This window comes from Rhizobium sp. SVR5-9E, from assembly GCF_056755095.1.
The window spans coordinates 1-21,426 of record NZ_JBNDHS010000082.1; the positions used below are offsets into that span (position 1 = coordinate 1).

At 61.3% G+C, this 21,426-nt stretch carries 26 protein-coding genes; 19 read left to right on the forward strand and 7 right to left on the reverse strand.

Annotated features, from left to right (window positions below):
• The 3 genes from ACPYOJ_RS26790 to rarD all read left to right on the forward strand — a co-directional run.
• Positions 1–590, forward strand: a 590-nt coding sequence (locus tag ACPYOJ_RS26790; RefSeq protein WP_481418953.1) for an alpha/beta hydrolase family protein, incomplete at its 5' end; no start/stop codon positions are given.
• A gap of 32 nt (positions 591–622) precedes the next feature.
• Positions 623–2,239, forward strand: a complete 1,617-nt coding sequence (cimA, locus tag ACPYOJ_RS26795; protein ID WP_481418954.1) for a citramalate synthase — start codon at positions 623–625, stop codon at positions 2,237–2,239.
• Positions 2,240–2,349: 110 nt separating this feature from the next.
• Complete coding sequence (rarD, locus tag ACPYOJ_RS26800) at positions 2,350–3,264, forward strand: EamA family transporter RarD (RefSeq protein WP_481418955.1); 915 nt, start codon at positions 2,350–2,352, stop codon at positions 3,262–3,264.
• A 107-nt stretch (positions 3,265–3,371) separates the two neighbouring features.
• Here rarD and ACPYOJ_RS26805 read toward each other — a convergent pair whose 3' ends face one another.
• Positions 3,372–3,995: an LOG family protein gene (locus ACPYOJ_RS26805; protein WP_168829042.1), complete on the reverse strand. Its 624-nt coding sequence runs from the start codon at positions 3,993–3,995 to the stop codon at positions 3,372–3,374.
• Positions 3,996–4,151: 156 nt separating this feature from the next.
• Between ACPYOJ_RS26805 and ACPYOJ_RS26810 the strand changes: the two genes are divergently transcribed.
• From ACPYOJ_RS26810 to ACPYOJ_RS26830, 5 genes are all read left to right on the forward strand, one after another.
• The gene (locus tag ACPYOJ_RS26810) at positions 4,152–6,182 is read left to right on the forward strand and encodes a LysM peptidoglycan-binding domain-containing protein (RefSeq protein WP_481418956.1); all 2,031 of its coding nucleotides are present in this window, start codon (positions 4,152–4,154) and stop codon (positions 6,180–6,182) included.
• A gap of 224 nt (positions 6,183–6,406) precedes the next feature.
• A complete protein-coding gene (locus ACPYOJ_RS26815; RefSeq protein WP_481418957.1) occupies positions 6,407–8,284 on the forward strand; it encodes an ABCB family ABC transporter ATP-binding protein/permease in 1,878 nt (625 codons plus the stop codon).
• An 86-nt stretch (positions 8,285–8,370) separates the two neighbouring features.
• Positions 8,371–9,117, forward strand: a complete 747-nt coding sequence (locus tag ACPYOJ_RS26820) for a phosphatidylserine decarboxylase (protein ID WP_281408072.1) — start codon at positions 8,371–8,373, stop codon at positions 9,115–9,117.
• Positions 9,118–9,134: 17 nt separating this feature from the next.
• Entirely contained in the window at positions 9,135–9,980 is an 846-nt protein-coding gene (gene pssA / locus ACPYOJ_RS26825; protein ID WP_168829038.1) for a CDP-diacylglycerol--serine O-phosphatidyltransferase, read from the forward strand.
• Between the two features lie 166 nt (positions 9,981–10,146).
• Positions 10,147–10,290, forward strand: a complete 144-nt coding sequence (locus tag ACPYOJ_RS26830; protein WP_481418958.1) for a hypothetical protein — start codon at positions 10,147–10,149, stop codon at positions 10,288–10,290.
• 9 nt (positions 10,291–10,299) lie between these two features.
• Here the strand turns inward: ACPYOJ_RS26830 and ACPYOJ_RS26835 are convergent, their stop codons facing one another.
• From ACPYOJ_RS26835 to ACPYOJ_RS26845, 3 genes are read right to left on the reverse strand one after another with little or no spacing between them, the layout of a single operon-like run.
• On the reverse strand, positions 10,300–10,923 hold the full coding sequence (locus tag ACPYOJ_RS26835; protein WP_481418959.1) for a LysE/ArgO family amino acid transporter: 624 nt from the start codon (positions 10,921–10,923) through the stop codon (positions 10,300–10,302).
• Between the two features lie 34 nt (positions 10,924–10,957).
• Positions 10,958–11,719, reverse strand: a complete 762-nt coding sequence (locus ACPYOJ_RS26840; protein ID WP_481418960.1) for an SOS response-associated peptidase — start codon at positions 11,717–11,719, stop codon at positions 10,958–10,960.
• Between the two features lie 43 nt (positions 11,720–11,762).
• Positions 11,763–12,083 (reverse strand): YnfA family protein, encoded by a 321-nt coding sequence (locus tag ACPYOJ_RS26845; protein WP_481418977.1) that lies wholly within the window; start codon positions 12,081–12,083, stop codon positions 11,763–11,765.
• A gap of 82 nt (positions 12,084–12,165) precedes the next feature.
• Here ACPYOJ_RS26845 and ACPYOJ_RS26850 point away from each other — a divergent pair, with 82 nt between their 5' ends.
• From ACPYOJ_RS26850 to ACPYOJ_RS26890, 9 genes are all read left to right on the forward strand, one after another.
• The gene (locus ACPYOJ_RS26850) at positions 12,166–12,579 is read left to right on the forward strand and encodes an NUDIX hydrolase (RefSeq protein WP_481418961.1); all 414 of its coding nucleotides are present in this window, start codon (positions 12,166–12,168) and stop codon (positions 12,577–12,579) included.
• Positions 12,580–12,643: 64 nt separating this feature from the next.
• A complete protein-coding gene (locus tag ACPYOJ_RS26855) occupies positions 12,644–13,075 on the forward strand; it encodes a TIGR02301 family protein (RefSeq protein ID WP_481418978.1) in 432 nt (143 codons plus the stop codon).
• Positions 13,076–13,175: 100 nt separating this feature from the next.
• Entirely contained in the window at positions 13,176–13,433 is a 258-nt protein-coding gene (locus ACPYOJ_RS26860) for a hypothetical protein (RefSeq protein ID WP_481418962.1), read from the forward strand.
• Between the two features lie 9 nt (positions 13,434–13,442).
• Positions 13,443–14,192 (forward strand): hypothetical protein, encoded by a 750-nt coding sequence (locus tag ACPYOJ_RS26865; RefSeq protein WP_168829032.1) that lies wholly within the window; start codon positions 13,443–13,445, stop codon positions 14,190–14,192.
• A 73-nt stretch (positions 14,193–14,265) separates the two neighbouring features.
• Positions 14,266–15,105: a CAF17-like 4Fe-4S cluster assembly/insertion protein YgfZ gene (gene ygfZ, locus ACPYOJ_RS26870; RefSeq protein ID WP_481418963.1), complete on the forward strand. Its 840-nt coding sequence runs from the start codon at positions 14,266–14,268 to the stop codon at positions 15,103–15,105.
• A gap of 26 nt (positions 15,106–15,131) precedes the next feature.
• The gene (locus ACPYOJ_RS26875) at positions 15,132–15,707 is read left to right on the forward strand and encodes an HD domain-containing protein (protein WP_481418979.1); all 576 of its coding nucleotides are present in this window, start codon (positions 15,132–15,134) and stop codon (positions 15,705–15,707) included.
• On the forward strand, positions 15,704–16,234 hold the full coding sequence (locus tag ACPYOJ_RS26880; protein WP_481418964.1) for a tyrosine phosphatase family protein: 531 nt from the start codon (positions 15,704–15,706) through the stop codon (positions 16,232–16,234). Before ACPYOJ_RS26875 ends, ACPYOJ_RS26880 begins: the two co-directional genes overlap by 4 nt.
• A gap of 67 nt (positions 16,235–16,301) precedes the next feature.
• The gene (locus ACPYOJ_RS26885) at positions 16,302–17,201 is read left to right on the forward strand and encodes a mechanosensitive ion channel family protein (RefSeq protein WP_481418965.1); all 900 of its coding nucleotides are present in this window, start codon (positions 16,302–16,304) and stop codon (positions 17,199–17,201) included.
• A gap of 62 nt (positions 17,202–17,263) precedes the next feature.
• Complete coding sequence (locus ACPYOJ_RS26890; protein ID WP_481418966.1) at positions 17,264–17,839, forward strand: hypothetical protein; 576 nt, start codon at positions 17,264–17,266, stop codon at positions 17,837–17,839.
• A gap of 29 nt (positions 17,840–17,868) precedes the next feature.
• Here the strand turns inward: ACPYOJ_RS26890 and ACPYOJ_RS26895 are convergent, their stop codons facing one another.
• Positions 17,869–18,384, reverse strand: coding sequence for a superoxide dismutase family protein (locus ACPYOJ_RS26895; RefSeq protein WP_481418967.1), 516 nt, complete (start codon positions 18,382–18,384; stop codon positions 17,869–17,871).
• 120 nt (positions 18,385–18,504) lie between these two features.
• Positions 18,505–18,828 carry a hypothetical protein gene (locus ACPYOJ_RS26900; RefSeq protein ID WP_481418968.1) on the reverse strand — a complete coding sequence of 108 codons (324 nt, stop codon included), beginning with the start codon at positions 18,826–18,828 and terminating at the stop codon, positions 18,505–18,507.
• Positions 18,829–19,137: 309 nt separating this feature from the next.
• Between ACPYOJ_RS26900 and ACPYOJ_RS26905 the strand changes: the two genes are divergently transcribed.
• Positions 19,138–19,782, forward strand: a complete 645-nt coding sequence (locus tag ACPYOJ_RS26905; protein WP_481418969.1) for an HD domain-containing protein — start codon at positions 19,138–19,140, stop codon at positions 19,780–19,782.
• A 9-nt stretch (positions 19,783–19,791) separates the two neighbouring features.
• Complete coding sequence (locus ACPYOJ_RS26910; RefSeq protein WP_481418970.1) at positions 19,792–20,649, forward strand: MOSC domain-containing protein; 858 nt, start codon at positions 19,792–19,794, stop codon at positions 20,647–20,649.
• Here the strand turns inward: ACPYOJ_RS26910 and recO are convergent.
• Positions 20,646–21,413, reverse strand: a complete 768-nt coding sequence (gene recO / locus ACPYOJ_RS26915) for a DNA repair protein RecO (RefSeq protein WP_481418971.1) — start codon at positions 21,411–21,413, stop codon at positions 20,646–20,648. The genes ACPYOJ_RS26910 and recO overlap by 4 nt on opposite strands.
• Positions 21,414–21,426: the final 13 nt, after the last annotated feature.

A 21,426-nucleotide genomic window follows, 5' to 3' on the forward strand; every position in this document is an offset into this window, starting at 1 on the left:
ATGCCGAAAAGCATCCCGAGCGGGCTTCCGAACTCGTCGTCCGCGGCATCTATACGCTGACCAAGGCCGAGCTCGACTGGTACTATCAGTTCGGCGTCTCGGAGATGTTCCCGGACAAATGGGAGCGCTTCATCGCACCGATCCCGCCGGAAGAGCGCCACGAGATGATGCAGGCCTATAATCGGAGGCTGACTGGCGCCGACCGGGCCGTTGCGCTCGAAGCCGCCCATGCCTGGAGCATCTGGGAAGGCGAGACGATCACGTTGCTGCCGGAAAAATCGACCAGCGGCAAGTTCGAGGAAGCGGAATTCGCCTATGCGTTTGCCCGCATCGAAAACCACTTCTTCGTCAATGCCGGCTGGCTGGAGGAAGGGCAACTGATCCGCGACGCCCACAAGCTGAAGGACATTCCGGGCGTCATCGTCCATGGCCGCTACGACATGCCCTGCCCCGCCCGCTTCGCCTGGGCGCTGCACAAGGCCTGGCCGACGGCGGAATTCCATCTGATCGAAGGCGCGGGCCACGCGTTTTCGGAGCCCGGCATTCTGGATCGGCTGATCCGGGCAACCGACAAATTCGCCGGAAAGTAACAAGTGCCTTCGAGGCCGACGGAACCAACATCATGACACGCGAAAAAATCTACCTCTTCGACACGACGCTCCGGGACGGGCAGCAGACGCCCGGCATCGACTTTTCGGTCGAGGACAAGATTGCGATCGCGACCATGCTGGACGAGTTCGGCCTCGACTATGTCGAGGGCGGATATCCGGGGGCGAACCCGACGGATACGGCGTTCTTCGGCGAGAAGCGCACCGGCCAGGCAAGTTTCGTTGCTTTCGGCATGACGAAGCGGCCCGGAGTTTCAGCCTCCAACGATCCGGGGCTTGCGGCGCTGCTGCAGGCAAAGAGCGATGCGATCTGCTTCGTCGCCAAGAGCTGGGACTACCACGTCGAAGTCGCGCTCGGATGCACCAAAGAGGAAAACCTCGAATGCATCGCCGAAAGCGTGAAGGCAGCGGTTGCTGCCGGCAAGGAGGCAATGGTCGACTGCGAGCACTTCTTCGACGGATACAAGGCCAACCCCGCCTATGCGCTCGCCTGCGCGAAGACGGCCTATGCAGCCGGCGCCCGCTGGGTCGTGCTCTGCGACACCAACGGCGGGGCGCAGCCTCCCGAAATCCGAGCCATCGTCGAAGCGGTGATTTCGACAGGCGTTCCCGGTGACTGTCTGGGCATCCACGCGCATAACGATACGGGCCAGGCCGTCGCCAATTCGCTGGCAGCCATCGAGGGAGGCGCCCGTCAGATCCAGGGGACGCTGAACGGCATCGGCGAGCGTTGCGGCAATGCCAATCTGGTGACGCTGATCCCGACACTCGCCCTCAAGGACACCTACAGCACGCGCTTCGAAACCACCATCGATGCCGAACGGCTCACGAATCTCACGCGCCTGTCCCACGCTTTCGACGAGCTCCTGAACCGTTCGCCGGATCACCAGATGCCTTATGTCGGCGCTTCGGCTTTCGCGACGAAGGCCGGCATCCATGCCTCCGCCCTGCTCAAGGATCCGCGCACTTACGAACACGTGCCGCCGGAAAGCGTCGGCAACTTCCGCAAGGTCATGGTGTCCGACCAGGGCGGCAAGGCGAACTTCATCAACGTGCTCAAACGCCGCGGCATCGAGGTCGCCAAGGACGATCCGAAGCTGGACCGGCTGATCTCCATCGTCAAGGAACGGGAAGCCTCGGGCTATGCCTATGAGGGCGCGGATGCAAGCTTCGAGCTGCTTGCCCGCCGTACGCTCGGCACCATTCCGGAATTCTTCTCGGTCGAAGGTTTCCGGGTGATGGTCGAGCGCCGCTTCGATTCCCACGGACGGGTGAAGATCGTCTCGGAGGCCGTCGTGAAAATCGTCATCGAGGGCCACACGATCATGTCGGTGGCCGAAGGCGACGGCCCGGTCAACGCGCTCGACCTGGCACTGCGCAAGGATTTCGGCAAGTACCAGCATGAAATCGACGATCTCGTGCTTGCCGACTTCAAGGTGCGCATCCTCAACGGCGGCACGGAGGCGATCACGCGCGTTCTCATCGAATCCACCGACTCGAGCGGCGTGCGCTGGTGGACGGTCGGCGTGTCGGAAAATATCATCGATGCCTCCTTCCAGGCGCTGATGGATTCCGTCATCTACAAGCTGATGAAGAACCGGCAGCTGGCGGGTAAGATCGCGGCGGAGTGAACTGGAGAGGTTCAAAACCGCTGCACATTCATTCACCGAAATGAATTGGCCTATTCATGCCGCTTGGGTTAATCGGGTCCATAACCAGAACAAATATGGAAACACCCCCGATGTCTGCCGAGGCGAGCCAACCTGCCATCAAGAACGAGGATAGCGCACGCGGCTTCGCCTTCGCACTGACGGCCTATTTTCTGTGGGGCTTCCTGCCCTTCTACATGAAGGCCGTGGCGCATATCTCGCCGGCGGAGGTGATCGCGCACCGCATTATCTGGTCTGTGCCTTTGGCAGGCGCCGTGCTGTTCGCCCTCGGGCGCACGCAAGACATTGCCATCGCGCTGCGCTCGCCGCGCATGCTGGCGATGGCGGCGCTGACGGCGTCACTCATCACCGTCAACTGGGGCACTTATGTCTGGGCGATCGGGGCCGGCCATGCGCTCGATGCCGCGCTCGGTTATTTCATCAACCCGTTGTTCAGCATCTTCCTCGCTGCCGTCCTGCTCAAGGAGAGGCTGCAGCCTCTTCAGATCGCAGCGATCTGCCTTGCCGGCATCGCTGTCATCGTGCTTGCCATCGACAGCGGTGGCATTCCCTGGGTTGCGTTGGTGCTCGCCGTCACCTGGGGTTTCTACGCTCTCTTGCGCAAGACGCTGCCGCTCGGCCCCAATCAGGGCTTCTTCCTCGAAGTGCTGATCCTCAGCTTACCGGCCCTGCTCTACATCCTCTATATGGAGCTCGGTAGCGGCGAGGGTCACCTCTACCGCACCGGCCTCGCCGATACAGCGCTGCTGCTCGGCTGCGGCCTGATCACCGCCGTGCCGCTGATGATCTATGCAAACGGCGCCAAGCTGCTCCGGCTGTCGACGATCGGCATCATGCAGTATATCGCGCCGACGATGATCTTCCTGATCGCCATCTTCGCCTTTCACGAGCCGCTCGGCACTGCACGCATGATCGCCTTCCCGCTCATCTGGGCAGGCCTCGTGCTTTATACGTGGTCGATGCTGAACGCGACGCGCGGGCGCTAAGCAGGTCTCCGGAAAGTGGGGACCGGTTTCGGGCTAAGGCATGCGCGAAAACAAAGGAATTAAGCGCTAAGCGATTCTGAAAGATCGCGACGCGCTTTAGCCCGTCCTTACATCTTCGAAATTACGGCATCCTCCCCCTCACGGTCGGCAGCGAGTTCCGCTGCCTGCGCCATGATGGCGGGGATGATTCCAGAAATATCGTCGATGACCAGCGGCTGGACCCTGTGAGCCGTGTGGACGAAGCCCTCTTCCGTCATGTGCCGCATCAGCTCCATCATCGGATCCCAGAAGCCCTTGATGTTGGCGAACACCATCGGCTTCTCGTGGCGGGCAAGCTGAGCCCATGTCATGATCTCGACGATTTCTTCCAGCGTGCCGATCCCGCCCGGAAGCGCCACGAAGGCGTCGGAACGCTCGAACATCATATGTTTGCGCGTATGCATGTCCGGCGTTACAATAAGTTCGTTGAGCTGGCCGAGGGAATGGCGAGTCGCCTCCATGTCGATCAGGAATTCGGGGATGATGCCGGTCACCTGCCCCCCATTGGAAAGCACGCCGCTCGCAACAGCGCCCATGATGCCCTTGGTGCCGCCGCCATAGATGAGGCGGAGGCCGTATTCGGCGATTTCCTTGCCGAATGCACGCCCGGCAGCCATGTACGCTGCGTCTCCTCCGGGCCTTGAGCCGCAGTAAACGCAGATCGACTGAATCGAATGAGATTGATCGTTCATAGGGGCAAACAACTATTCCATGCCTCAGCAGTCAAGAAAAATGAAAGAAAAGCTGCGCGTTGAGCCTGCGTTATTGCTTTGAATGCTTGTGCAAAGCAACGGGAATCGCTAGCAATTTTTGATGTACCGGCACATTTTGCCGCCTGGGGAGACGTAATGATGAGAAACCGCGCCGGCTTGCTGGCCTTTGCAGTGCTTGGAATTGCAATCCTTTTGATGGTCTTCGTGGTCATGCCCCGGATCGGCGACGATGCGTCAAAAATCGGCGATGCCATCAATCAAGCAGGCTCCCAGGTCAAGAACACGGTACAAGAAGCCGGCAAGACCACGCGTAACGCGGCTGCCGACGCGGCTGCTACGACCGAAAAGGTCGGCCGTCTTGCCGCCGACGCAGGTCAGTCTCTCACGCAACTTAAGGCACTCTTCGCAGACGGCAAGGGTCCGACGGCCGAAGCATTCGGCGCCGCCAGGACAAAGGCGACAGACTCGTTGAAGGCGCTCGCCGATTTCGCAATTCCCGACGGCTCCGATCCGGCGACGACGGCCACCGTCACGAAAGCCAAGGACGGCGCCGCAAAGGCGCTGGTCATCGTTCAAAACCTGCCGGAAAATATCGCCGACGCGCTTGCCGCACTCGTAAAGGCCGAGGCGGCACTCTCCGGCGCGGCCGAGAGCCAGCCTGCGGCGAACGCCCCTGCAGCCGAGGCCACTTCCGGACCCAAGCTTCCCGCTTTCGACGTCCTGCGCGTAGAGCCGGATGGCTCGACCGTGATCGCCGGTTCCGCCGCGCCGAACAGCAAGCTTGAAATTTTCGACGGCGACAAGCTGGTTACGACCACCGAAGTCGGCCCGACTGGTGATTTTGCCGCTGTTCTCGACAATCCGCTGGCGCCGGGCGACCACCAGATCGTACTCAAGGCAACCGGCAAGGACGGCAAGAGCCAGACCTCCGAAGAAGTCGCGACCGTTTCGGTGCCGAAGGACGGCAGCGGATCCGAACTGCTGGCCATGGTTTCCAAGCCCGGCGCGGCAAGCCGCATCATTACGGCGCCGAAGGCCGAGACTCCGGCGGCTGCGGCCGCGACACAGCCGGCTGCGCCCGCGACAGGCGAACAGTTAGCCTCAACACAGCCGCCTGCCGTGGTGGCTGGCTCGGCCGATATCGCCAGTACGGCACCGGCGGTTTCAACCTCACCGCAGGCGGATGGCAATGCTGCACCTTCGGCACCTGCCGAAGTGATGGTCAACGCCGTCGAGATCGAAGGCAAGAAGATCTTCGTCGCCGGTAGTGCCAAGGCAAATGCAACTGTACTTGCCTATGCCGACGACAAGCTGATCGGCAAGGCGACAGCCGGTGCCGACGGCCATTTCGTCATCGACGGCGCCATGGATCTCTCCGTCGGAGATCACAAGATCCGCGTCGATGTCGTCGATGGCAGCGGCAAGGTTCTGATTCGGGCCTCCGTCAATTTCAACCGCCCGGCAGGCGACCAGGTCACGGTCGCGGCACAGCCCGCCAGCCCGGCTGCAGACGGCGCAGAGGCGATGGTTCCCCTCGACGAAGGCGAACTGGGCAAGCTGAAGACCGATGCGAGCAAGGCATTCGCGCTGCTGAAGGGTCTCTATGCCGAGGGCAAGGTTCCCAGCGACGAGCAGCTCGCGGCTGCACGCTCTGCAACGGAATTTGCCCTCAGTTCCATCGCTGAATTCCTTCCGGCAGCGAACGCAACGCCTGCCTTCAAGCAGGCCGCCGGCACCGCGTCGCAGTCCGCCTCCAGTGCGCTTGCAATGCTTCATGCCCTGCCAACGGATGCGACGTCGGTAGGCGCTGCCCTGGACAAGCTTGGAACGATGATCGACGGATTTGCGTCCGCACCGGAGGCGACCAGTGCACCGACTCCCAATGAAGTCGCCACCAGCGACCCGAGCCAACCGAAGACGATCGAGCAGGCGCCGCTGACAGCGAGCAACAGCACGGTCATCATCCGCCGCGGCGATACGCTCTGGCAGATTTCGCGCCGCGTTTACGGCCTCGGCGTCCGCTATACGACGATCTACATGGCAAACGAGGCCCAGATCGTTAATCCGGACCGTATTCTGCCTGGTCAGATTTTCGGCGTGCCCAAGGACGCTTTGCCGAACGCCGAGGAGCTTCATCGCAAGCGTCTTTCTGGCCATCATCTCTAGACGTTAGACCAGCCATCATCCGCCTGCCGCTACCTTCTCCCCGCCGGGGAGAAGGTAAACGCTCTGACGCCCGACCTTAGCATTGTATTCGTCCGCCCCTTGGCCTATGTGGCGGGGACGGCGATCCTGTCTGCGGAGGCTCAATCGGGCATCTCCGCTTTTTGCACGTTTGCCGTACTGAAACGCCGCTTTCGCGGGCAGGCCCAATCGGGCTGGAGATAGACATGGCAAACGGCAAGACAGTCTCGGACTCCAAACTCCTCCGCACGCTCCTCAATCTTTGGCCCTACATGTGGCCGGCCGGCCGGCCGGATCTGAAGATGCGCGTCGTCTGGGCGTCGGTTTACCTGCTGGTCTCCAAATTCGTTCTGCTGCTTGTCCCCTATTTCTTCAAATGGTCGACCGATGCCCTGAATGGCAGGATGGATCTTTCCGGAACCCTGCCGCCGCTTCTCGCCGGCGCGACCGCGCTGGTCATCGCCTATAACCTCACGCGCCTGATCCAGCTCGGACTGAACCAGCTTCGCGATGCGCTCTTTGCCAGCGTCGGACAGTATGCCGTCCGCCAGCTCGCCTACCGGACCTTTGTGCATATGCACGAGCTGTCGCTGCGCTTCCATCTGGAGCGCAAGACCGGCGGACTGTCGCGCATCATCGAGCGCGGCACCAAGGGTATCGAGACGATCGTGCGTTTCACGATCCTGAACTCGGTACCGACCGTCATCGAATTCCTGCTGACGGCCGTTATCTTCTGGTTGGGCTACGGCTTCTCCTATCTTGCCGTCACCGCGTTCACCGTCTGGGCCTATATCTGGTTCACGATCCGCGCATCCGATTGGCGCATCGCCATCCGCCGGGCGATGAACGACAGCGATACCGACGCCAACACCAAGGCGATCGATTCGCTCCTGAACTTCGAAACCGTGAAATACTTCGGCAACGAGGAGATGGAGGCCAAGCGCTTCGACAAATCGATGGAGCGCTATGAAAAGGCGGCAACCGAAGTCTGGACCTCGCTCGGCTGGCTGAACTTCGGTCAGGGCGTCATCTTCGGCCTCGGCACGACGGTCATGCTCGTGCTCTCGGCCTTCGCCGTGCAGCGCGGCGAGCAGACTATCGGCGACTTCGTTTTCGTCAACTCCATGCTGCTTCAGCTTGCCGTGCCGCTGAATTTCATCGGCTTCGTCTACCGCGAAATCCGCCAGGGCATCACGGATATCGAGCATATGTTCGACCTGCTCGACGTGAAGGCCGAAGTGACGGATGCGCAGGATGCGACCCCGCTCAAGATCGGCCAGGGCGCAATCAACTTCAAGGACGTGCATTTCTCCTATGACCCTGCTCGTCCGATCCTCAAGGGCATCTCCTTTGAAGTGCCGGCCGGCAAGACCGTCGCGGTCGTCGGTCCGTCCGGCGCCGGCAAATCGACGCTTTCCCGGCTGCTCTACCGTTTCTACGACATCCAGAGCGGGGCAATCACCGTCGATGGCCAGGATATCCGCCGCGTCACTCAGAAAAGCCTTCGCACGGCGATCGGCATGGTTCCGCAGGATACGGTGCTTTTCAACGATACCGTCGCCTATAACATCCGCTACGGCCGCCCCTCGGCCAGCGACGCCGAAGTGAAGACGGCCGCGGAAATTGCGCAGATCGCGCATTTCATCGATCTAATGCCGGAGGGCTTCGAGACCAAGGTCGGCGAGCGGGGATTGAAGCTTTCGGGCGGCGAGAAGCAGCGCGTCGCAATCGCCCGCACCATCCTGAAGGCTCCGCCGATCCTGATCCTCGACGAGGCGACATCGGCGCTCGACACGACGACAGAGCGGGAGATACAGGCCGCACTCGACGTCGTTTCGAAGAACCGCACGACGCTAGTCATCGCTCACCGCCTGTCGACTGTCATCGGCGCGGACGAGATCATCGTCTTGAAGAGCGGCGAAATCGCCGAGCGCGGCACGCATACGGCTCTGCTGGAAAAGAACGGCCTCTACGCCTCCATGTGGAACCGCCAGCGCGAAGCGACACAGGCTGAAGAACATCTGAAGCAGGTGCGCGAAAGCGACGACATGGGCGTTGTTTCTCGCCTTGCTCCGGCAACGTAGCGCGAACCAAACCGTCACTCTGCCGTTTTGTTGTTTAGAACCACGCATCATGAAGGCTAAGCCGGACGCGGTGGCATTGCCCCCGCATGACTTTTTCTGTAACCGGAACGAAAAGCGCGAGGAGACCAGCGTCTATGAGCTTGCTCAATACCGTTCGAAATACGATCGTTCCGGTGCACAAGGAAGGCTATGTGTTCGTCGCGGCCTTCTTCGTAGCCTCGCTTATCCTTGGCTGGATCTACGAGCCGCTCTTCTGGATCGGCCTCGTTCTAACGGTTTGGTGCGCCTATTTCTTCCGCGATCCCGAGCGCATGACGCCGCAGGACGATGATCTCGTGATCTCACCGGCCGATGGCAAGGTTTCCTCGGTCCAGATGGTGACGCCGCCTGCCGAGCTGAGCCTCGGCCACGAGCCGATGCTTCGCATCTCGGTCTTCATGAACGTGTTCAACTGCCACGTGAACCGCGCGCCGATGCGTGGCCGCGTGGTGAGCATCAACTACCGGTCGGGCAGCTTCGTGAATGCCGAACTCGACAAGGCGAGCGAAGACAACGAGCGCAACGGCCTCGTGATCGAAACAAGTCACGGCCAGATCGGCGTCGTGCAGATCGCAGGCCTCGTCGCTCGCCGCATTCTCTGCTGGGCAAACACGAACGAGCCGCTGGATGCCGGCGAGCGCTTCGGTCTCATCCGCTTCGGCTCGCGGGTTGACGTATTCCTCCCGGCCGGTGCCGTGGCGCGCGTTGCCGTGGGTCAGACAGCGATAGCCGGCGAAACCGTGTTGGCCGAATTCGGTTATCCCAAGGGACCGGTCATCAGCCGCCGCAGCTAGAACGAATGGAGCGCGATATGCAAACGCCTTTCCCGCCCTTCGAACCGAACGGCCCGAACGACTCGGCGCGCGGCCCGCGGCTGCGTGAGATCCCGCTGCGCCTTGTGGTTCCCAATCTCATCACCATCCTGGCAATCTGCGCCGGCCTCACCGGTATCCGGCTCGCCTTCGAGAATCGCTACGAACTGGCGGTGATCATGGTGCTGATCGCCGCCTTTCTCGACGGGATCGACGGGCGTGTGGCGCGACTGATGAAGGCGACCTCCAAGTTCGGCGCGCAGATGGATTCCTTGGCCGATATCGTCAATTTCGGCGTCGCGCCCGCTCTCGTGGTCTATGTTTTCGCCCTGGACGGGGCGCGTTCCATCGGCTGGATCGCTGCTCTGATCTATGCGATCGCCGCGGGCCTGCGCCTCGCCCGCTTCAACGTCATGGCCGAGCGGGAAAACCGGGCGCCCTGGCAGTCCGAATATTTCGTCGGTGTCCCCGCGCCTGCCGGCGCCATGCTGGTGCTCCTGCCCGTCTATCTCGGCTTCCTCGGTCTCACGACGGACCGCACCTTCGCCTATATCTCGTCCGCCTATACCGTTCTCATCGCCTTCCTGCTCATCAGCCGCCTGCCCGTCTGGTCCGGCAAGTCGGAGGGCAACCGGCTGCGGCGTGATCTGGTGCTGCCGATGATGCTCGGAGTGGTGCTCTATGTCGCTCTGCTGATGAGCTTCACCTGGGAAGTCATGGTGTTCACGGTCGTCGTCTATCTGCTCTCCCTCCCCTTCGGAGCACGCAAGTGGAAGCAGAAATACGGAACGCTCACGATCGAAGAGCCGGGCGTTGGCGACGACGATATCGGCCGCCACATCTAATCCACTACGCTCTCGGTAAGTGATCACGAACGCGTGGCGTTGGCGTCAAACCTCGCGCAATGTGGTCGGCGGACACAATTCCTGATTGGCCATGCCTCGATTTTGTCGATGTTGGAGGCGAAAGAGCGAAGGGTAAGAGTCTGGAGTAGCACGTAAGGAGAGTATCGTGACCTCGATTAAGACTGGCCCGGCGGAACAAACGCACAAACCGGATCTCACTGCAAATTACCGGCCGCTCGGCCTGAGAGCCGTGCTGGCAGCCGCGCTGATGCTGAAGAGCAAGCCGCCCCTCGTCAAAAAGACCGCCTAGGTTCTCATCCTAAGCGGGCTTGAAAAAGCGGACGAGCAGACTGATTGCCAGCAGGCTCATGACGATCCCGATAATGACATCCAGGACCCGCCACGCGGCGGGTTTTGCGAAGACCGGCTGCAGCAGCCGCGCACCGTATCCCAACCCGAAAAACCACACGAACGAGGCGATCGCGGCGCCTGCTCCATAGGCGATCCGATCCGGCCCGTGATAGGCGGCTGACAGGCTGCCAAGTAGCAGGACCGTATCCAGATAGACGTGCGGGTTGAGGAAGGTGAAAGCAAGGCAGGTTGCGATCGCCGCTTTCAGTCCCAGTCCTTCCGGCGTGCCCGCCTTCATGGCACCTGGATGGAGCGAGCGGCGGAAGGCCATCACGGCATATGCGCCGAGAAAAATCGCGCCGCCCAGCGTGACGACCGAAATCAGCAGCGGCGACTGCGACACCAACGTTCCAAGACCGCCGACACCGGCGACGATCAGCAGTGCGTCCGACAGAGCACAGATCAGGCAGATGACGAAGACATGCGAGCGCAGCAATCCCCGGCGCAGCACGAAGGCATTTTGCGCGCCGATGGCAACGATGAGGGATGCGCCAAGAGAGAAGCCCGAGAGGGCAGCGGAGAAAGAGAACATAAATTTTCCGGGAGTGCTGAATGATGTGGAGATTTCAGAAGAGGCTGAGCTGGCCGTCGCCGGGCTTTCTGCCGGGCGGTTTCGGCGGCTTCTCGATGACGACCGGCATCTGCAGATCCGCCCCCATGTTGGCAACCTTGTTGACCTTGTCGGAAACGGGGATCGCTTCGAAGAAATCCTCCTCGGCAGGCTTCATCAGGTCGGCGACGTCGCGCGGCTCCTGCGTTTTGCAGTCGAGCCAGCGGGAGAAATCCTCAGGCTTGATGACGACCGGCATGCGATCGTGGATCGGCGCGATGGAAGCGTTCGCCGCCGTGGTCAGGATCGCGCCCGTATCGACCTCCGAACCGTCGGCCGAAGACCAGGTCTCCATCAGTCCGGCGAAGGCGACCACGCCGCCACGCCGGGGCTTGATCCAGTAGGCCTGCGAGCTCTCGCCGCTTTCCTTTGACGGGCGGTGCCACTCGTAAAAGCCGGAGGCCGGGACGAGCACCCGGCGATGGCGCATGGCGGCGCGGAAGGATGCCTTGCCGACAGCGGTTTCGGCCCGCGCGTTGATCAGCAGCGGAAACTCCTTCGGATCCTTCACCCAGGAGGGCGTGAAACCCCAACGCACGAGCACGGCACGGCGATCCGGCAGATTGCTGCCATTCTCCCGGGATTCGCCGGAAACGACGACGAGAATCGGCTGCGTCGGAGCAATATTATAGCGCGCGGGAAAGTCCTCGAGCTCCAACAGCCCAAGCAGTTCCTTCAGCTCTTCCGGGGTTAGCGTCAAGGCATAGCGTCCGCACATCGCCCTGTCTTTGCACCCTGTTTGGCGGTGGTCAAGGCTTGGGTCAGCTGCGCGGCCCGAAGAGGATGATCGCCGTTCCCGCAAGGCAGACGGTTGCGCCGCCGATATCCCAGCGGTCCGGTGTCCGGTTTTCCACCAGCCAGAGCCACAGAAGCGACGCAACGATATAAATGCCGCCATAGGCCGCGAAGATGCGCCCGGCCGCCTCGCTCGGCACCAGCGTCAACAGCCAGGCGAAAAGGGCAAGCGAAACCATGCCCGGCGCGAGCCACCAGATCGGCTTGCCCATCCCCAGCCATGCCCAGAAAGCGAAGCAGCCGGCGATTTCGAAAACCGCTGCAAGAGCATAAACGATGTATGTCAGAGCGCCCTTCCCTTCGATTCGGCGATTGAATATTCAAGACGAGAATACGGCAATCTTCGGCTGAGTGTAGAAACGGCATATCATGACTTCAAATCCAAGAGCAGCATCTTCGGCGATCCTCGAGCGCGACGGCCGCTTCCTTCTCGTGCTCCGCCGCAATCCTCCGTCCGCCGACATGTACGCCTTTCCCGGCGGCCGAGCCGAGGATGGCGAGACGCCGGATCAGACGGCACTGCGCGAATTCGAGGAGGAGACCGGCATCCGCGCCTTCAATCCCCGGCTCTTTGCGACCTACGACCTGAAGACCCACGCAGCCGACGGCAGTACCAGCAGTCATTTCTTCCTCTCGGTCTTCACAGTGGAGGCTGACCGGGGATCCGTGGCCGTCGCTTCAGACGACGCAGCCGCCCTCGGCTGGTACACTGTCGAGGAGATCCGCCGTCTGCCGGTGCCCCAATCGGTGCTTGAATGTGCCGAGCGGCTATCAAGCCAATAATAACGCGGTGGAAATTCGCGAGCCTGCCTTGTTCCGGCCATGGCGAGAGTATCAAACTATTTTCATGATTCCCGTTCGACGCGTTTTCTTGTCTCTTGCCGTATGTGCCGGCTCAGCAATGACGGCTTCCGCGTGGGCGCAGGACAAGAAACCGCCGGTGGCAGCCGAACCCGCACCGGCAGCGCCCGCCGTGGTGCCGTACGACGACAAACTGTCTCGGCTGGCAGAAGTGATCGGTTCGGTTCACTACCTGCGCACGCTCTGCAAGGCGCAGGGCAGCGGAGAATGGCGAAACGACATGCAGCGGCTCCTCGATTCGGAGACGAAGGACGAGCCGCTGCGGAAGGAAAAACTGACGGCCGCGTTCAACCGTGGCTACCGTGCTTTTGCTTCCGTCTATACCGATTGCACTCAATCAGCCATCGTGGCAGAAGAGCGCTACCGTAACGAAGGTGCAACACTCGCCACAGAAATTACCTCGCGCTTTGGAAATTGACGTTAAATTAACCTGTTTTCACTCGCGGGCGTGTCGTTTCGGGAAAAGGCTGATAAAGTTCTTAACCAGACAGTAAGGCAGGCAGTTTGAGGAAGAGATGATGGAACCAAGCCTCAATGACATCGACGACATGATCGTCCACGAAAAGATGCAGGCGGCTCTGGAATATCACAACGAAGCCTGGGCCGATGGCATGGCTGATGGTATCGAGCCTGAGATCATCGCCGATACCGCAATCGTTCAGGCGCTTCGCGAAACCATCCGCCGTCACGGCGAGAAGGGCGCAGAAGAACTGCTCGAGTCACTGCGCGAGCGTATGCTCGGCGGCGAATTTTCTCCGAAGCGCACCCTGCAATAAGGGGTTTTTATGCACACCGCTAAGGAAACCGTCTCGCGACGTTCGATCGCGCCGCTTCTGCTCGCTGTTTGCCTCGGCGCCAGTGTTCTGGCGGCTCCTTCGGCAAATGCACTTTCGGAACTGCAAAAGATTCCGGGCCAGCCTGATCCGCAGGCGACCGACCAGCAGAATGCCCAGCAGACCCAGACTCCGCCTGGAACCTCACCTGGCGTCCCCATGCCGGATCCGCTTGTGAGCCAGGACAGCGGCCAAAGCGCCGATAAGACGCCGGGCGCGAGCGACGATTCCAAGCCGGTTGAAGTTATCTACGACATCAGCAAGGCACCGGAGCCGGTGCGCCGCATGCGCGAGCAGATCGTGGAAGCGGCAGCATCCGGCGACCTGGAACGCCTGCGACCGCTCATGGGCACCGGCGCTGACCAGACGCAAGTGACGGTGGGTGAGCCAACAGACGATCCGATCGGTGCGCTGAAAGACCTTTCCGGCGATCCGGAGGGCGACGAGATTCTCGCGATCATGCTCGACATAATCTCGACGGGCTTCGTGCATGTGGGCGCAGGCACTCCCGAAGAAATGTATGTCTGGCCCTATTTTGCCGAGAAGGACCTGAAGGCGTTGACGCCGCCGGAGCGCGTCGAGCTGCTGCGCATCGTTACCGCGGGCGACCTCTCCGACATGCAGGAATTCGGTGGCTACAACTTCTATCGTCTCGGTATCACGCCGGACGGCAAGTGGAAGTTTTTCACGGCCGGAGACTAGGCTCACTACCGCTTGCAGCGGGCGCACCGAAGACTTACTTCTGAGCGATAAACGAACGCGACAGGTTTTCGCCATGCCAGCCGTATTTCTGAACTATCGCGCGCTCATCCGCGTCAGCGGGACCGATGCCGAATCCTTCCTGCAGAATCTCATCACGACGGACATTGTCTCCCTTGCCGCCAATGAAGCGCGGCCCGGCGCGCTGCTGACGCCGCAGGGCAAGATCCTGTTCGACTTCATGATCTGGCGCGATGATCCTGATTTCGTTATCGAAACCGACGCAGCCCAGCGGGATGCGCTGTTGAAGCGGCTGACCATGTACAAGCTTCGCGCTGCCGTTGTTCTTGCGCCGGTGGAAGAGCAAGGCGTTACGGTCTCCTGGGACGAAGACGCTGCCGAAGGCGTGACCGACACCCGCTTTGCGAAAGCCGGGGTGACTCTTCTGCGCCGCAGCGGCAATCGCGGCTCGGCGAATGCAACGCTCTACGATGCTCTCCGCGCCGAACACGGCGTCGTCACCTCCGGCGCGGATTTCGCGCTGCAGGACGCATTTCCGCATGACGTGCTGATGGATCTGAATGGCGGGCTTTCTTTCAAGAAGGGATGCTATGTCGGTCAGGAAGTAGTTTCCCGCATGCAGCATCGCGGCACAGCGCGCCGGCGTGTCGTATCCGTCAAGGCGGACACCGACCTTCCGGCCTCGGGGACCGAAATCACGGCTGCCGGAAAGCCGGTCGGCGCTTTGGGCTCCGTGGTCGGCAACAAGGGGCTGGCGATCGTCCGTATCGATCGCGTGGGAGAGGCGCTCGCGACCGGTACGCCGCTGCTGGCAGGTGAAACCCCCGTTTCGCTGACGCTGCCGCCCTGGTCCGGCCTCGCCTTCCCTGCCAACGCCGACGAGGCGAGCGCGTGACAAAGGCCCCGCGTGCATGGCAGCGCATGCTTTCCGGCCGGCGCCTGGACCTGCTCGATCCCTCGCCGCTTGACGTGGAGCTCAGCGATATCGCCCACGGGCTCGCGCGTGTCGCACGCTGGAATGGCCAGACGTCCGGGAACCACGCCTTTTCCGTTGCCCAGCATTGTATCGTCGTCGAGGAGATCTTCCGGCGCTTCAACGATGCAACCCCGGATGATTGCATGATGGCTCTGCTGCATGACGCACCCGAATACGTGATCGGCGATATGATCTCGCCTTTCAAAGCGGTCGTCGGTGGCGGCTACAAGACCGTCGAGAAGCGGCTCGAGGCCGCAATCCACCTGCGTTTCGGCCTTCAGCCGCATCCATCGCGGGAGCTCAAGGACAACATCAAGAAGGCTGACACGATCGCGGCCTATTTCGAGGCGACCTGCCTTGCCGGGTTCACGCCTGCTGAAGCGCAGAAGTTCTTCGGCCAGCCGCGCGGGATCAGCAAGGACATGCTGATGATCGATCCGCTGCCGGCGCTTGAGGCGCAACGGCTCTACAGCGAGCGCTTCGAAGCGATCGAGACGATGCGCAAGGGCACGAAACCATGACGCGGATCATCGTTTCGCCGCTTTCCCGGATCGCAGAAATGGCTGTGCGCAACGGTGCGCGGGAAATGATCAGCCTCATGGCGAAGGAACAGGCCTTCCACCGGCCCGCGGTAATCGCCGCCGACCGCCATCTCCTGCTGTACATGAACGATATCGCCTTCAAGGGAACGGGAAATCTCGTCGCGCCCGAGGAAACACATGTGCGCCAGCTGATCGATTTTGCCGCCGCGTGGGATCAGCGCTCGCCTCTGCTCATCCACTGCTGGATGGGCGTTTCCCGTTCGCCGGCAGCCGCCTTGATCGCCGCTCTTTCACTCGTCCCCGACCAGGATGAGACGGCGCTGGTGAAACGCCTGCGCAGCGCCTCGCCCCATGCCACGCCCAATGCTCGTATCGTTGAGATCGGCGATGCGCTGCTTCAAAGAAAGGGCCGTTTGGTGGGAGCCGTCAAAGCGATCGGACGCGGCGCGGATGCCGACGGCAATGCGCCGTTCGTGCTTCCGATCACTGCGGAACTCGCCGGTTGACGGTCCTGCGGCCCGCTCCATCTAGAGCCTACCAAATCGCGACCAAACAGGGGCATCGGCAGACAGCATGGAACAGGCAACAGACGCCATCGTGGCAACCCGCACGGCGCTCAGCCAGGCTAGCGCGCTCGCCGTCCAATACTCGTTCGCGATCCTCGGGGCGATCATACTGTTGGTGGGCGGCTGGATCCTGGCGGGCCTATTGAGCCGCTGGGCCTTCGAAGGCATTTCGCGGGTGCGCGGCATCGATCAAACGCTGGCACGTTTCTTTGCGAACGTGCTGCGCTATGCGCTGCTGATTTTGGTTTTTGTCACTGTCCTCGGCCAGTTCGGCGTGCAGACCGCTTCGATCATCGCTGCTCTCGGTGCCGCGGGCCTGGCGATTGGCCTGGCATTGCAGGGAACGCTGCAGAACATAGCCGCCGGAATCATGCTGCTTATCCTGCGCCCCTTCGTTGTCGGGGAATGCATCGAAACGAGCACTGTCTCAGGCACCGTGCTTGAAATCGGCCTCTTCGCCACGGAATTGAAGACCAGCGACGGGCTCTACCGCATGGCGCCGAATTCGACGCTCTGGAACACGCCGATTACCAACTACAGCCGGGAACCGACGCGCCGGGACGAGTTGAAAGTCGCCCTCGCCTATGACGAGGATATCGACGTCGCCATGGAAAGACTGGTCGGCTTCGCCAAAGCGGATCAGCGCGTTCTGGAAACGCCGAGCCCGGCGGTGTTCATCGACAGCGTAAGCGGCACGACAATCAGCCTCGCACTTCGCTACTGGACGAAGACCGGCGACTGGTGGAGCGTGAGCCGCGATATGGTCAAGCGCCTCAAACTCGCGATCGACCAGACCGGGCATCTCAATCCCTTGTCCGGCGACGCAGAGCAAGCCGGATTGCCGCCGACCGACGCCGATATGGCAGCTCAAGAAGGAGCAACCGCAAAACGAATAACCCGCCGCTAGGTGGCGATCCAGCAGCGGAACGTTTTGACTCTCCATCGGTTAACCTCCCAAGGAGATAACCGATGCCGTTGCCAGACTATCGCGATACGTTTCTGCAGTGCCTGCACACCCTGAAAGGGCTGACCGGACATTCGGATGAATACGTGCGGTTCCGTTGGCAAGCGATCTATCTGACGCGCGGCCGTTTTTCTTATTTCTTCCGAGGCGCTCTCGATGGTCAGGCAATCGGCTTCTCCGGCCAACAGATGGATCTGGTGACTGGCGATGTCAGCGTCATTCCCGTCCGCTCCGTTACCCTTTACGGAGCGACTTTCGGACTGAACGAGGCGATCACGGTCTATAGCGGTCCCGAGAAGTCGGTCATCGAGGTCGCCCACGCCTTCAACGAGGAAAGCGAGATGACCTACGAGCCGGAGTTCCTTTATATCCGGATGGACCTGCTTCACAGCGCCAACGACAGCAGGATGGGCTTCACCAGCGATCCCCGGCTAAGGGAAAATACCAATCTGATCTTCGTCGGACTGGAAGATCAGGTGACGGCGAGTCTGCTGGAGGAAAGCGATATCGCCCGCTGGGTCGCAAGCGAAAAGCCCATGGCTTCCACGGACTGGTATGCAGAGCGCTTTTACTACAGTTGAAGAATGCGGCTAGCGGCTTCGGGATCGCTTCATTTGATGACGGCGCAGGCGAGCCTTGCGCCGGCATCGCCGGACGGCTGGCTGCGATAATCATCCGAATTGGCATGGATCAGCAGCGCGCGGCCGCGAATGCCATCCTCCTTGCCGTCGAGTGTTACCATGCTGTCGAACACCTGAGCGCGCAAGATGCCATCCTGGCCTACATACTGGTTCGGCATGTCGCCGGCGTGGGGACCCTTGGCACTCAGCATTCCATGCTCGGCTTTCGTGGGATTGAAATGGCCGCCGGCAGAGTCATGGTGCGTGGCCGCATCGCATTTGCCGATCTCGTGAACGTGGAAAGCCACCCATCTGTTTGCCGGAAGGCCGGAAACCTCGAGTTCGATCAGCACCCCGCCGTTGGCGGCAGCCGTCAGCGTCGCACGGCCACTCTCCTTGCCGTCCTCACCGACGAAGTCCGCCGTCGCCGTCTGCTTGTCCTGCGCAACAGCGGTCGAAGCCGTAGCGGCAAGAATGAGTGCCGCGATTCTCATGATCCTGGCCATCGGGATTTCCTTCCGTTTGTGACTGTTGTTTTTCAACGCCCTGTTGAGAAAGGTGTTCCTGCTTCAAGCCATAGAAACAAAAAAGTCGGCGGAAGGGCCGACTTTTTCGATCGCTTTAGATTAGGCCCAGTACCCCACATCGGGGTCATACTGGCCGTAAGTCCGGCGGTAGAGTTCGGAGGCGCGATCACTCGCCCCGCCCGCGGAGCTCTCATCAGACGAACTGACCTTGCCAAGGTTCATCATGAACGCGAGAACGTCGTTCGCAGCCGTGGAACGAGCCTGGCGCGCCGTATCATCATCGCTAAGCTGCTTTAGGATGCCTGGCTTTTCTTCAGCTGCGCGCTCTCCGCGACTCAATACGCCGTCGCCATTGGTATCCAGCCGCGAAAGAGTTGCCAAATAGGCATAGGACGTCTCTGAAACAGGTGAAATATGCGTCATACAAACCTCCTTTCACCGCCTCTTTTTTCCGGTGATGTTTGTACGCAATACAATGTGGGACGATCAAAACTGACTCGGTGGATAGACCGATTTGCGAGTCGGGTCAATAAGCTGTTAACTTCCCATTAATCAAGATTGACAAAGTCTTTAAGCGAGGCCTTCCACCGGCGTTTTGACCGCCCCGGCAAGGCCGCTGCCTTCAACATCCCGCTCCGAGATTTTGACGAAAGCGAGCTGAGAGCTTCATTGCGACTCGGGTCTTGAAGCATTATGCGGAAGCCTCAGCTCTTCCAAAGTTCGGTGATCCGCATGTTCGAAGCCAAGGCCTTTTTCCCTTTCGAAAGCCTCGCAGCTGACCTCGTTCCGCATGCCGCCGAAGGCGACGACGGATCGCACGACCTTGCGCATATCCTGCGCGTGTTCAAAAATGCGATGCGCATCCATGCAGACGAAGGCGGCAACGGCAAAATACTGGCGGCAGCCGTCCTTCTCCATGATTGCGTTGCGGTCGAAAAAAGCTCACCGCTGCGCTCCAAGGCTTCGGCGCTCGCGGCGGAGAAGGCATCCGGCATTCTGCAGGCGCTCGGCTGGGCGGCGGATGCGATTGCGAGTGTGGCGCATGCGATCACCGCCCACAGCTTTTCCGCCAACATCGCTCCGGAAACGGTGGAAGCGAGGATTTTGCAGGATGCCGACCGGCTTGATGCGATCGGCATGATGGGAGCGGCGCGCTGCTTCTACATCGGCGGACGAATGGGCTCGGGCCTCTACGATCCTTTCGATCCGGCGGCGGAAACCCGCCCGCTCGACGATCGGCGCTATGTCATTGACCATTTCCAGACAAAGCTGTTCAAGCTTGCCGACGGATTTCAGACGGCGGCGGGGCGCAAACTTGCCGCCGAACGCGACAAACGTCTGCGCGACTTCCTCGCGGCATTCATGGACGAGATCTAGGAGAACGGAATGCGGGTCAGCGATCTTTTTATCTATCCGCTCAAGAGCGCCCGCGGCATCGCGCTTCCTTTCTCTTCGGTCGACGCCTCCGGTCTTCCGGGCGACCGGCGGGCGATGGTGACGGATCCTGACGGTCAGTTCATCACGCAGCGCGAAATGCCGGCGCTAGTCCGGATCGAAGTCCGGCCGGAGCCCGGCGCTTTCCGGCTGATGATGGCCGGAAAGCCGGATATCGCGGTACGCTTGCCGCAGCCGGACCGCCGGATGGATGTGGTCGTCTGGAAGTCCCTGGTAAATGCCGCGGTTGCCGACAACGAAAGCAATGCGCGGTTTTCCGAGTGGCTCGGGCGCGAGGTAAAGCTGGTCTTCTTCGACGATCAGGCGCAACGCATCGCGAACGCCGAATGGGCGGGCGGAGAGACGCCTGTGACCTTCGCCGATGGCTATCAGATCCTCGTGACCACGACCGGCTCGCTGAAGGCGCTCAATGCTAACCTGGCCGCGAATGGCGAAGGCAGCGTCGGCATGGAGCGCTTCCGTCCGAACATCGTCATCGATACGGATGAAGCCTGGCCGGAGGACCGCTGGGCGGCAATCGAAATCGGCGGCATCCGCTTCGATCTCGTAAAGCCCTGTGCCCGCTGCATCATGACCACACAGGATCAGATGACCGGATCGCGCGACGTTCCCAACCCGATGCCGGCCATGGGCCGCATCCGCATGTCGGCGGACCGCCGCGTGCCCGGGCCGATTTTCGGCTGGAACGCCGTACCGCGCAGCACCGGCCGGATCGCGATCGGCGACGCTGTCACCGTCCTCAAGGAGCGGCCGGAGGGCTGGGCCTTCAAGGTGCGCGCCGCGGGCTAACCTGCGAGGGGCGCTGCGGGAATGACCTTGATAGACGAATCGAGCGCCTTCAGAGCGGCCTGAATGAATCCGTCGCGGGCCGCGGCGGCGTCGATGCCGCGTGGTTCGTAGACGTGACGATGCAGGAAGAAGCCGGTCAGGCGAAAGGCCGCGCTCAGACTATCGAAATCTGCGGCATGGTTACCCTCGGGCAGGAGAAATTCGGGAAGCACGAACATCTTGTCCGCCCAAGGGGCGCCGGCAGCACGGCTGACGGCGCGGCCGGATTTCGGCGAGACATAGGCAAGATCGGTCCTCGCACCGGTTGCGGCGCATTCGGCAAGGTCAAGACCAAAGCCGAGATCGTTCAGGACGGAAAGCTCGAAGCGGACGAAGAGCTCGCCGGCGTCGGCGGGATTGTGGAGATTATCGAGGATGACTTCAAGAGCATCGTAAAGGTGCGGATGCGGGTCGCGCTCCGGCAGAAGCCGCAAAAGCGCACCCATCGCCTGCACGCCATAGACGGCGGTGGCCGTCTCCATCAACCGGGCGGCGCGCAGTTGCAGCGGCTCGATGCGGAATTCGCCGAGATGCTCGTGGAGGCGCGCGCGCCAGATCACATCCACCTCGTTGCCGGGCTGAAGCACCGGTTGCATCGCGCGCGAGCGGCCGGAGCGGACGAGGCCGAGATGACGCCCGCGGTCACGCGTCATCACCTCGGCGATGACGCTAGTCTCGCCGTGGCGCTTGACGCCAATAATGATTGCATGATCCTGCCACTGCATCGTCGAACGTACC

Excerpts from the sequence above, each read along its gene's own strand:
- recO (WP_481418971.1), bottom strand. The coding sequence starts at position 21,413 with ATGCAGTGGCAGGATCATGCAATCATTATTGGCGTCAAGCGCCACGGC.
- ACPYOJ_RS26850 (WP_481418961.1), top strand. The coding sequence starts at position 12,166 with ATGACTTCAAATCCAAGAGCAGCATCTTCGGCGATCCTCGAGCGCGAC.
- ACPYOJ_RS26860 (WP_481418962.1), top strand. The coding sequence starts at position 13,176 with ATGGAACCAAGCCTCAATGACATCGACGACATGATCGTCCACGAAAAG.
- ygfZ (WP_481418963.1), top strand. The coding sequence starts at position 14,266 with ATGCCAGCCGTATTTCTGAACTATCGCGCGCTCATCCGCGTCAGCGGG.
- ACPYOJ_RS26910 (WP_481418970.1), top strand. The coding sequence starts at position 19,792 with ATGCGGGTCAGCGATCTTTTTATCTATCCGCTCAAGAGCGCCCGCGGC.
- ACPYOJ_RS26865 (WP_168829032.1), top strand. The coding sequence starts at position 13,443 with ATGCACACCGCTAAGGAAACCGTCTCGCGACGTTCGATCGCGCCGCTT.
- ACPYOJ_RS26820 (WP_281408072.1), top strand. The coding sequence starts at position 8,371 with ATGACTTTTTCTGTAACCGGAACGAAAAGCGCGAGGAGACCAGCGTCT.
- ACPYOJ_RS26880 (WP_481418964.1), top strand. The coding sequence starts at position 15,704 with ATGACGCGGATCATCGTTTCGCCGCTTTCCCGGATCGCAGAAATGGCT.
- ACPYOJ_RS26835 (WP_481418959.1), bottom strand. The coding sequence starts at position 10,923 with ATGTTCTCTTTCTCCGCTGCCCTCTCGGGCTTCTCTCTTGGCGCATCC.
- ACPYOJ_RS26840 (WP_481418960.1), bottom strand. The coding sequence starts at position 11,719 with ATGTGCGGACGCTATGCCTTGACGCTAACCCCGGAAGAGCTGAAGGAA.
- ACPYOJ_RS26885 (WP_481418965.1), top strand. The coding sequence starts at position 16,302 with ATGGAACAGGCAACAGACGCCATCGTGGCAACCCGCACGGCGCTCAGC.
- ACPYOJ_RS26900 (WP_481418968.1), bottom strand. The coding sequence starts at position 18,828 with ATGACGCATATTTCACCTGTTTCAGAGACGTCCTATGCCTATTTGGCA.
- ACPYOJ_RS26895 (WP_481418967.1), bottom strand. The coding sequence starts at position 18,384 with ATGGCCAGGATCATGAGAATCGCGGCACTCATTCTTGCCGCTACGGCT.
- ACPYOJ_RS26805 (WP_168829042.1), bottom strand. The coding sequence starts at position 3,995 with ATGAACGATCAATCTCATTCGATTCAGTCGATCTGCGTTTACTGCGGC.
- rarD (WP_481418955.1), top strand. The coding sequence starts at position 2,350 with ATGTCTGCCGAGGCGAGCCAACCTGCCATCAAGAACGAGGATAGCGCA.
- ACPYOJ_RS26905 (WP_481418969.1), top strand. The coding sequence starts at position 19,138 with ATGTTCGAAGCCAAGGCCTTTTTCCCTTTCGAAAGCCTCGCAGCTGAC.
- ACPYOJ_RS26890 (WP_481418966.1), top strand. The coding sequence starts at position 17,264 with ATGCCGTTGCCAGACTATCGCGATACGTTTCTGCAGTGCCTGCACACC.
- ACPYOJ_RS26815 (WP_481418957.1), top strand. The coding sequence starts at position 6,407 with ATGGCAAACGGCAAGACAGTCTCGGACTCCAAACTCCTCCGCACGCTC.
- ACPYOJ_RS26875 (WP_481418979.1), top strand. The coding sequence starts at position 15,132 with ATGCTTTCCGGCCGGCGCCTGGACCTGCTCGATCCCTCGCCGCTTGAC.
- pssA (WP_168829038.1), top strand. The coding sequence starts at position 9,135 with ATGCAAACGCCTTTCCCGCCCTTCGAACCGAACGGCCCGAACGACTCG.
- cimA (WP_481418954.1), top strand. The coding sequence starts at position 623 with ATGACACGCGAAAAAATCTACCTCTTCGACACGACGCTCCGGGACGGG.
- ACPYOJ_RS26810 (WP_481418956.1), top strand. The coding sequence starts at position 4,152 with ATGATGAGAAACCGCGCCGGCTTGCTGGCCTTTGCAGTGCTTGGAATT.
- ACPYOJ_RS26855 (WP_481418978.1), top strand. The coding sequence starts at position 12,644 with ATGATTCCCGTTCGACGCGTTTTCTTGTCTCTTGCCGTATGTGCCGGC.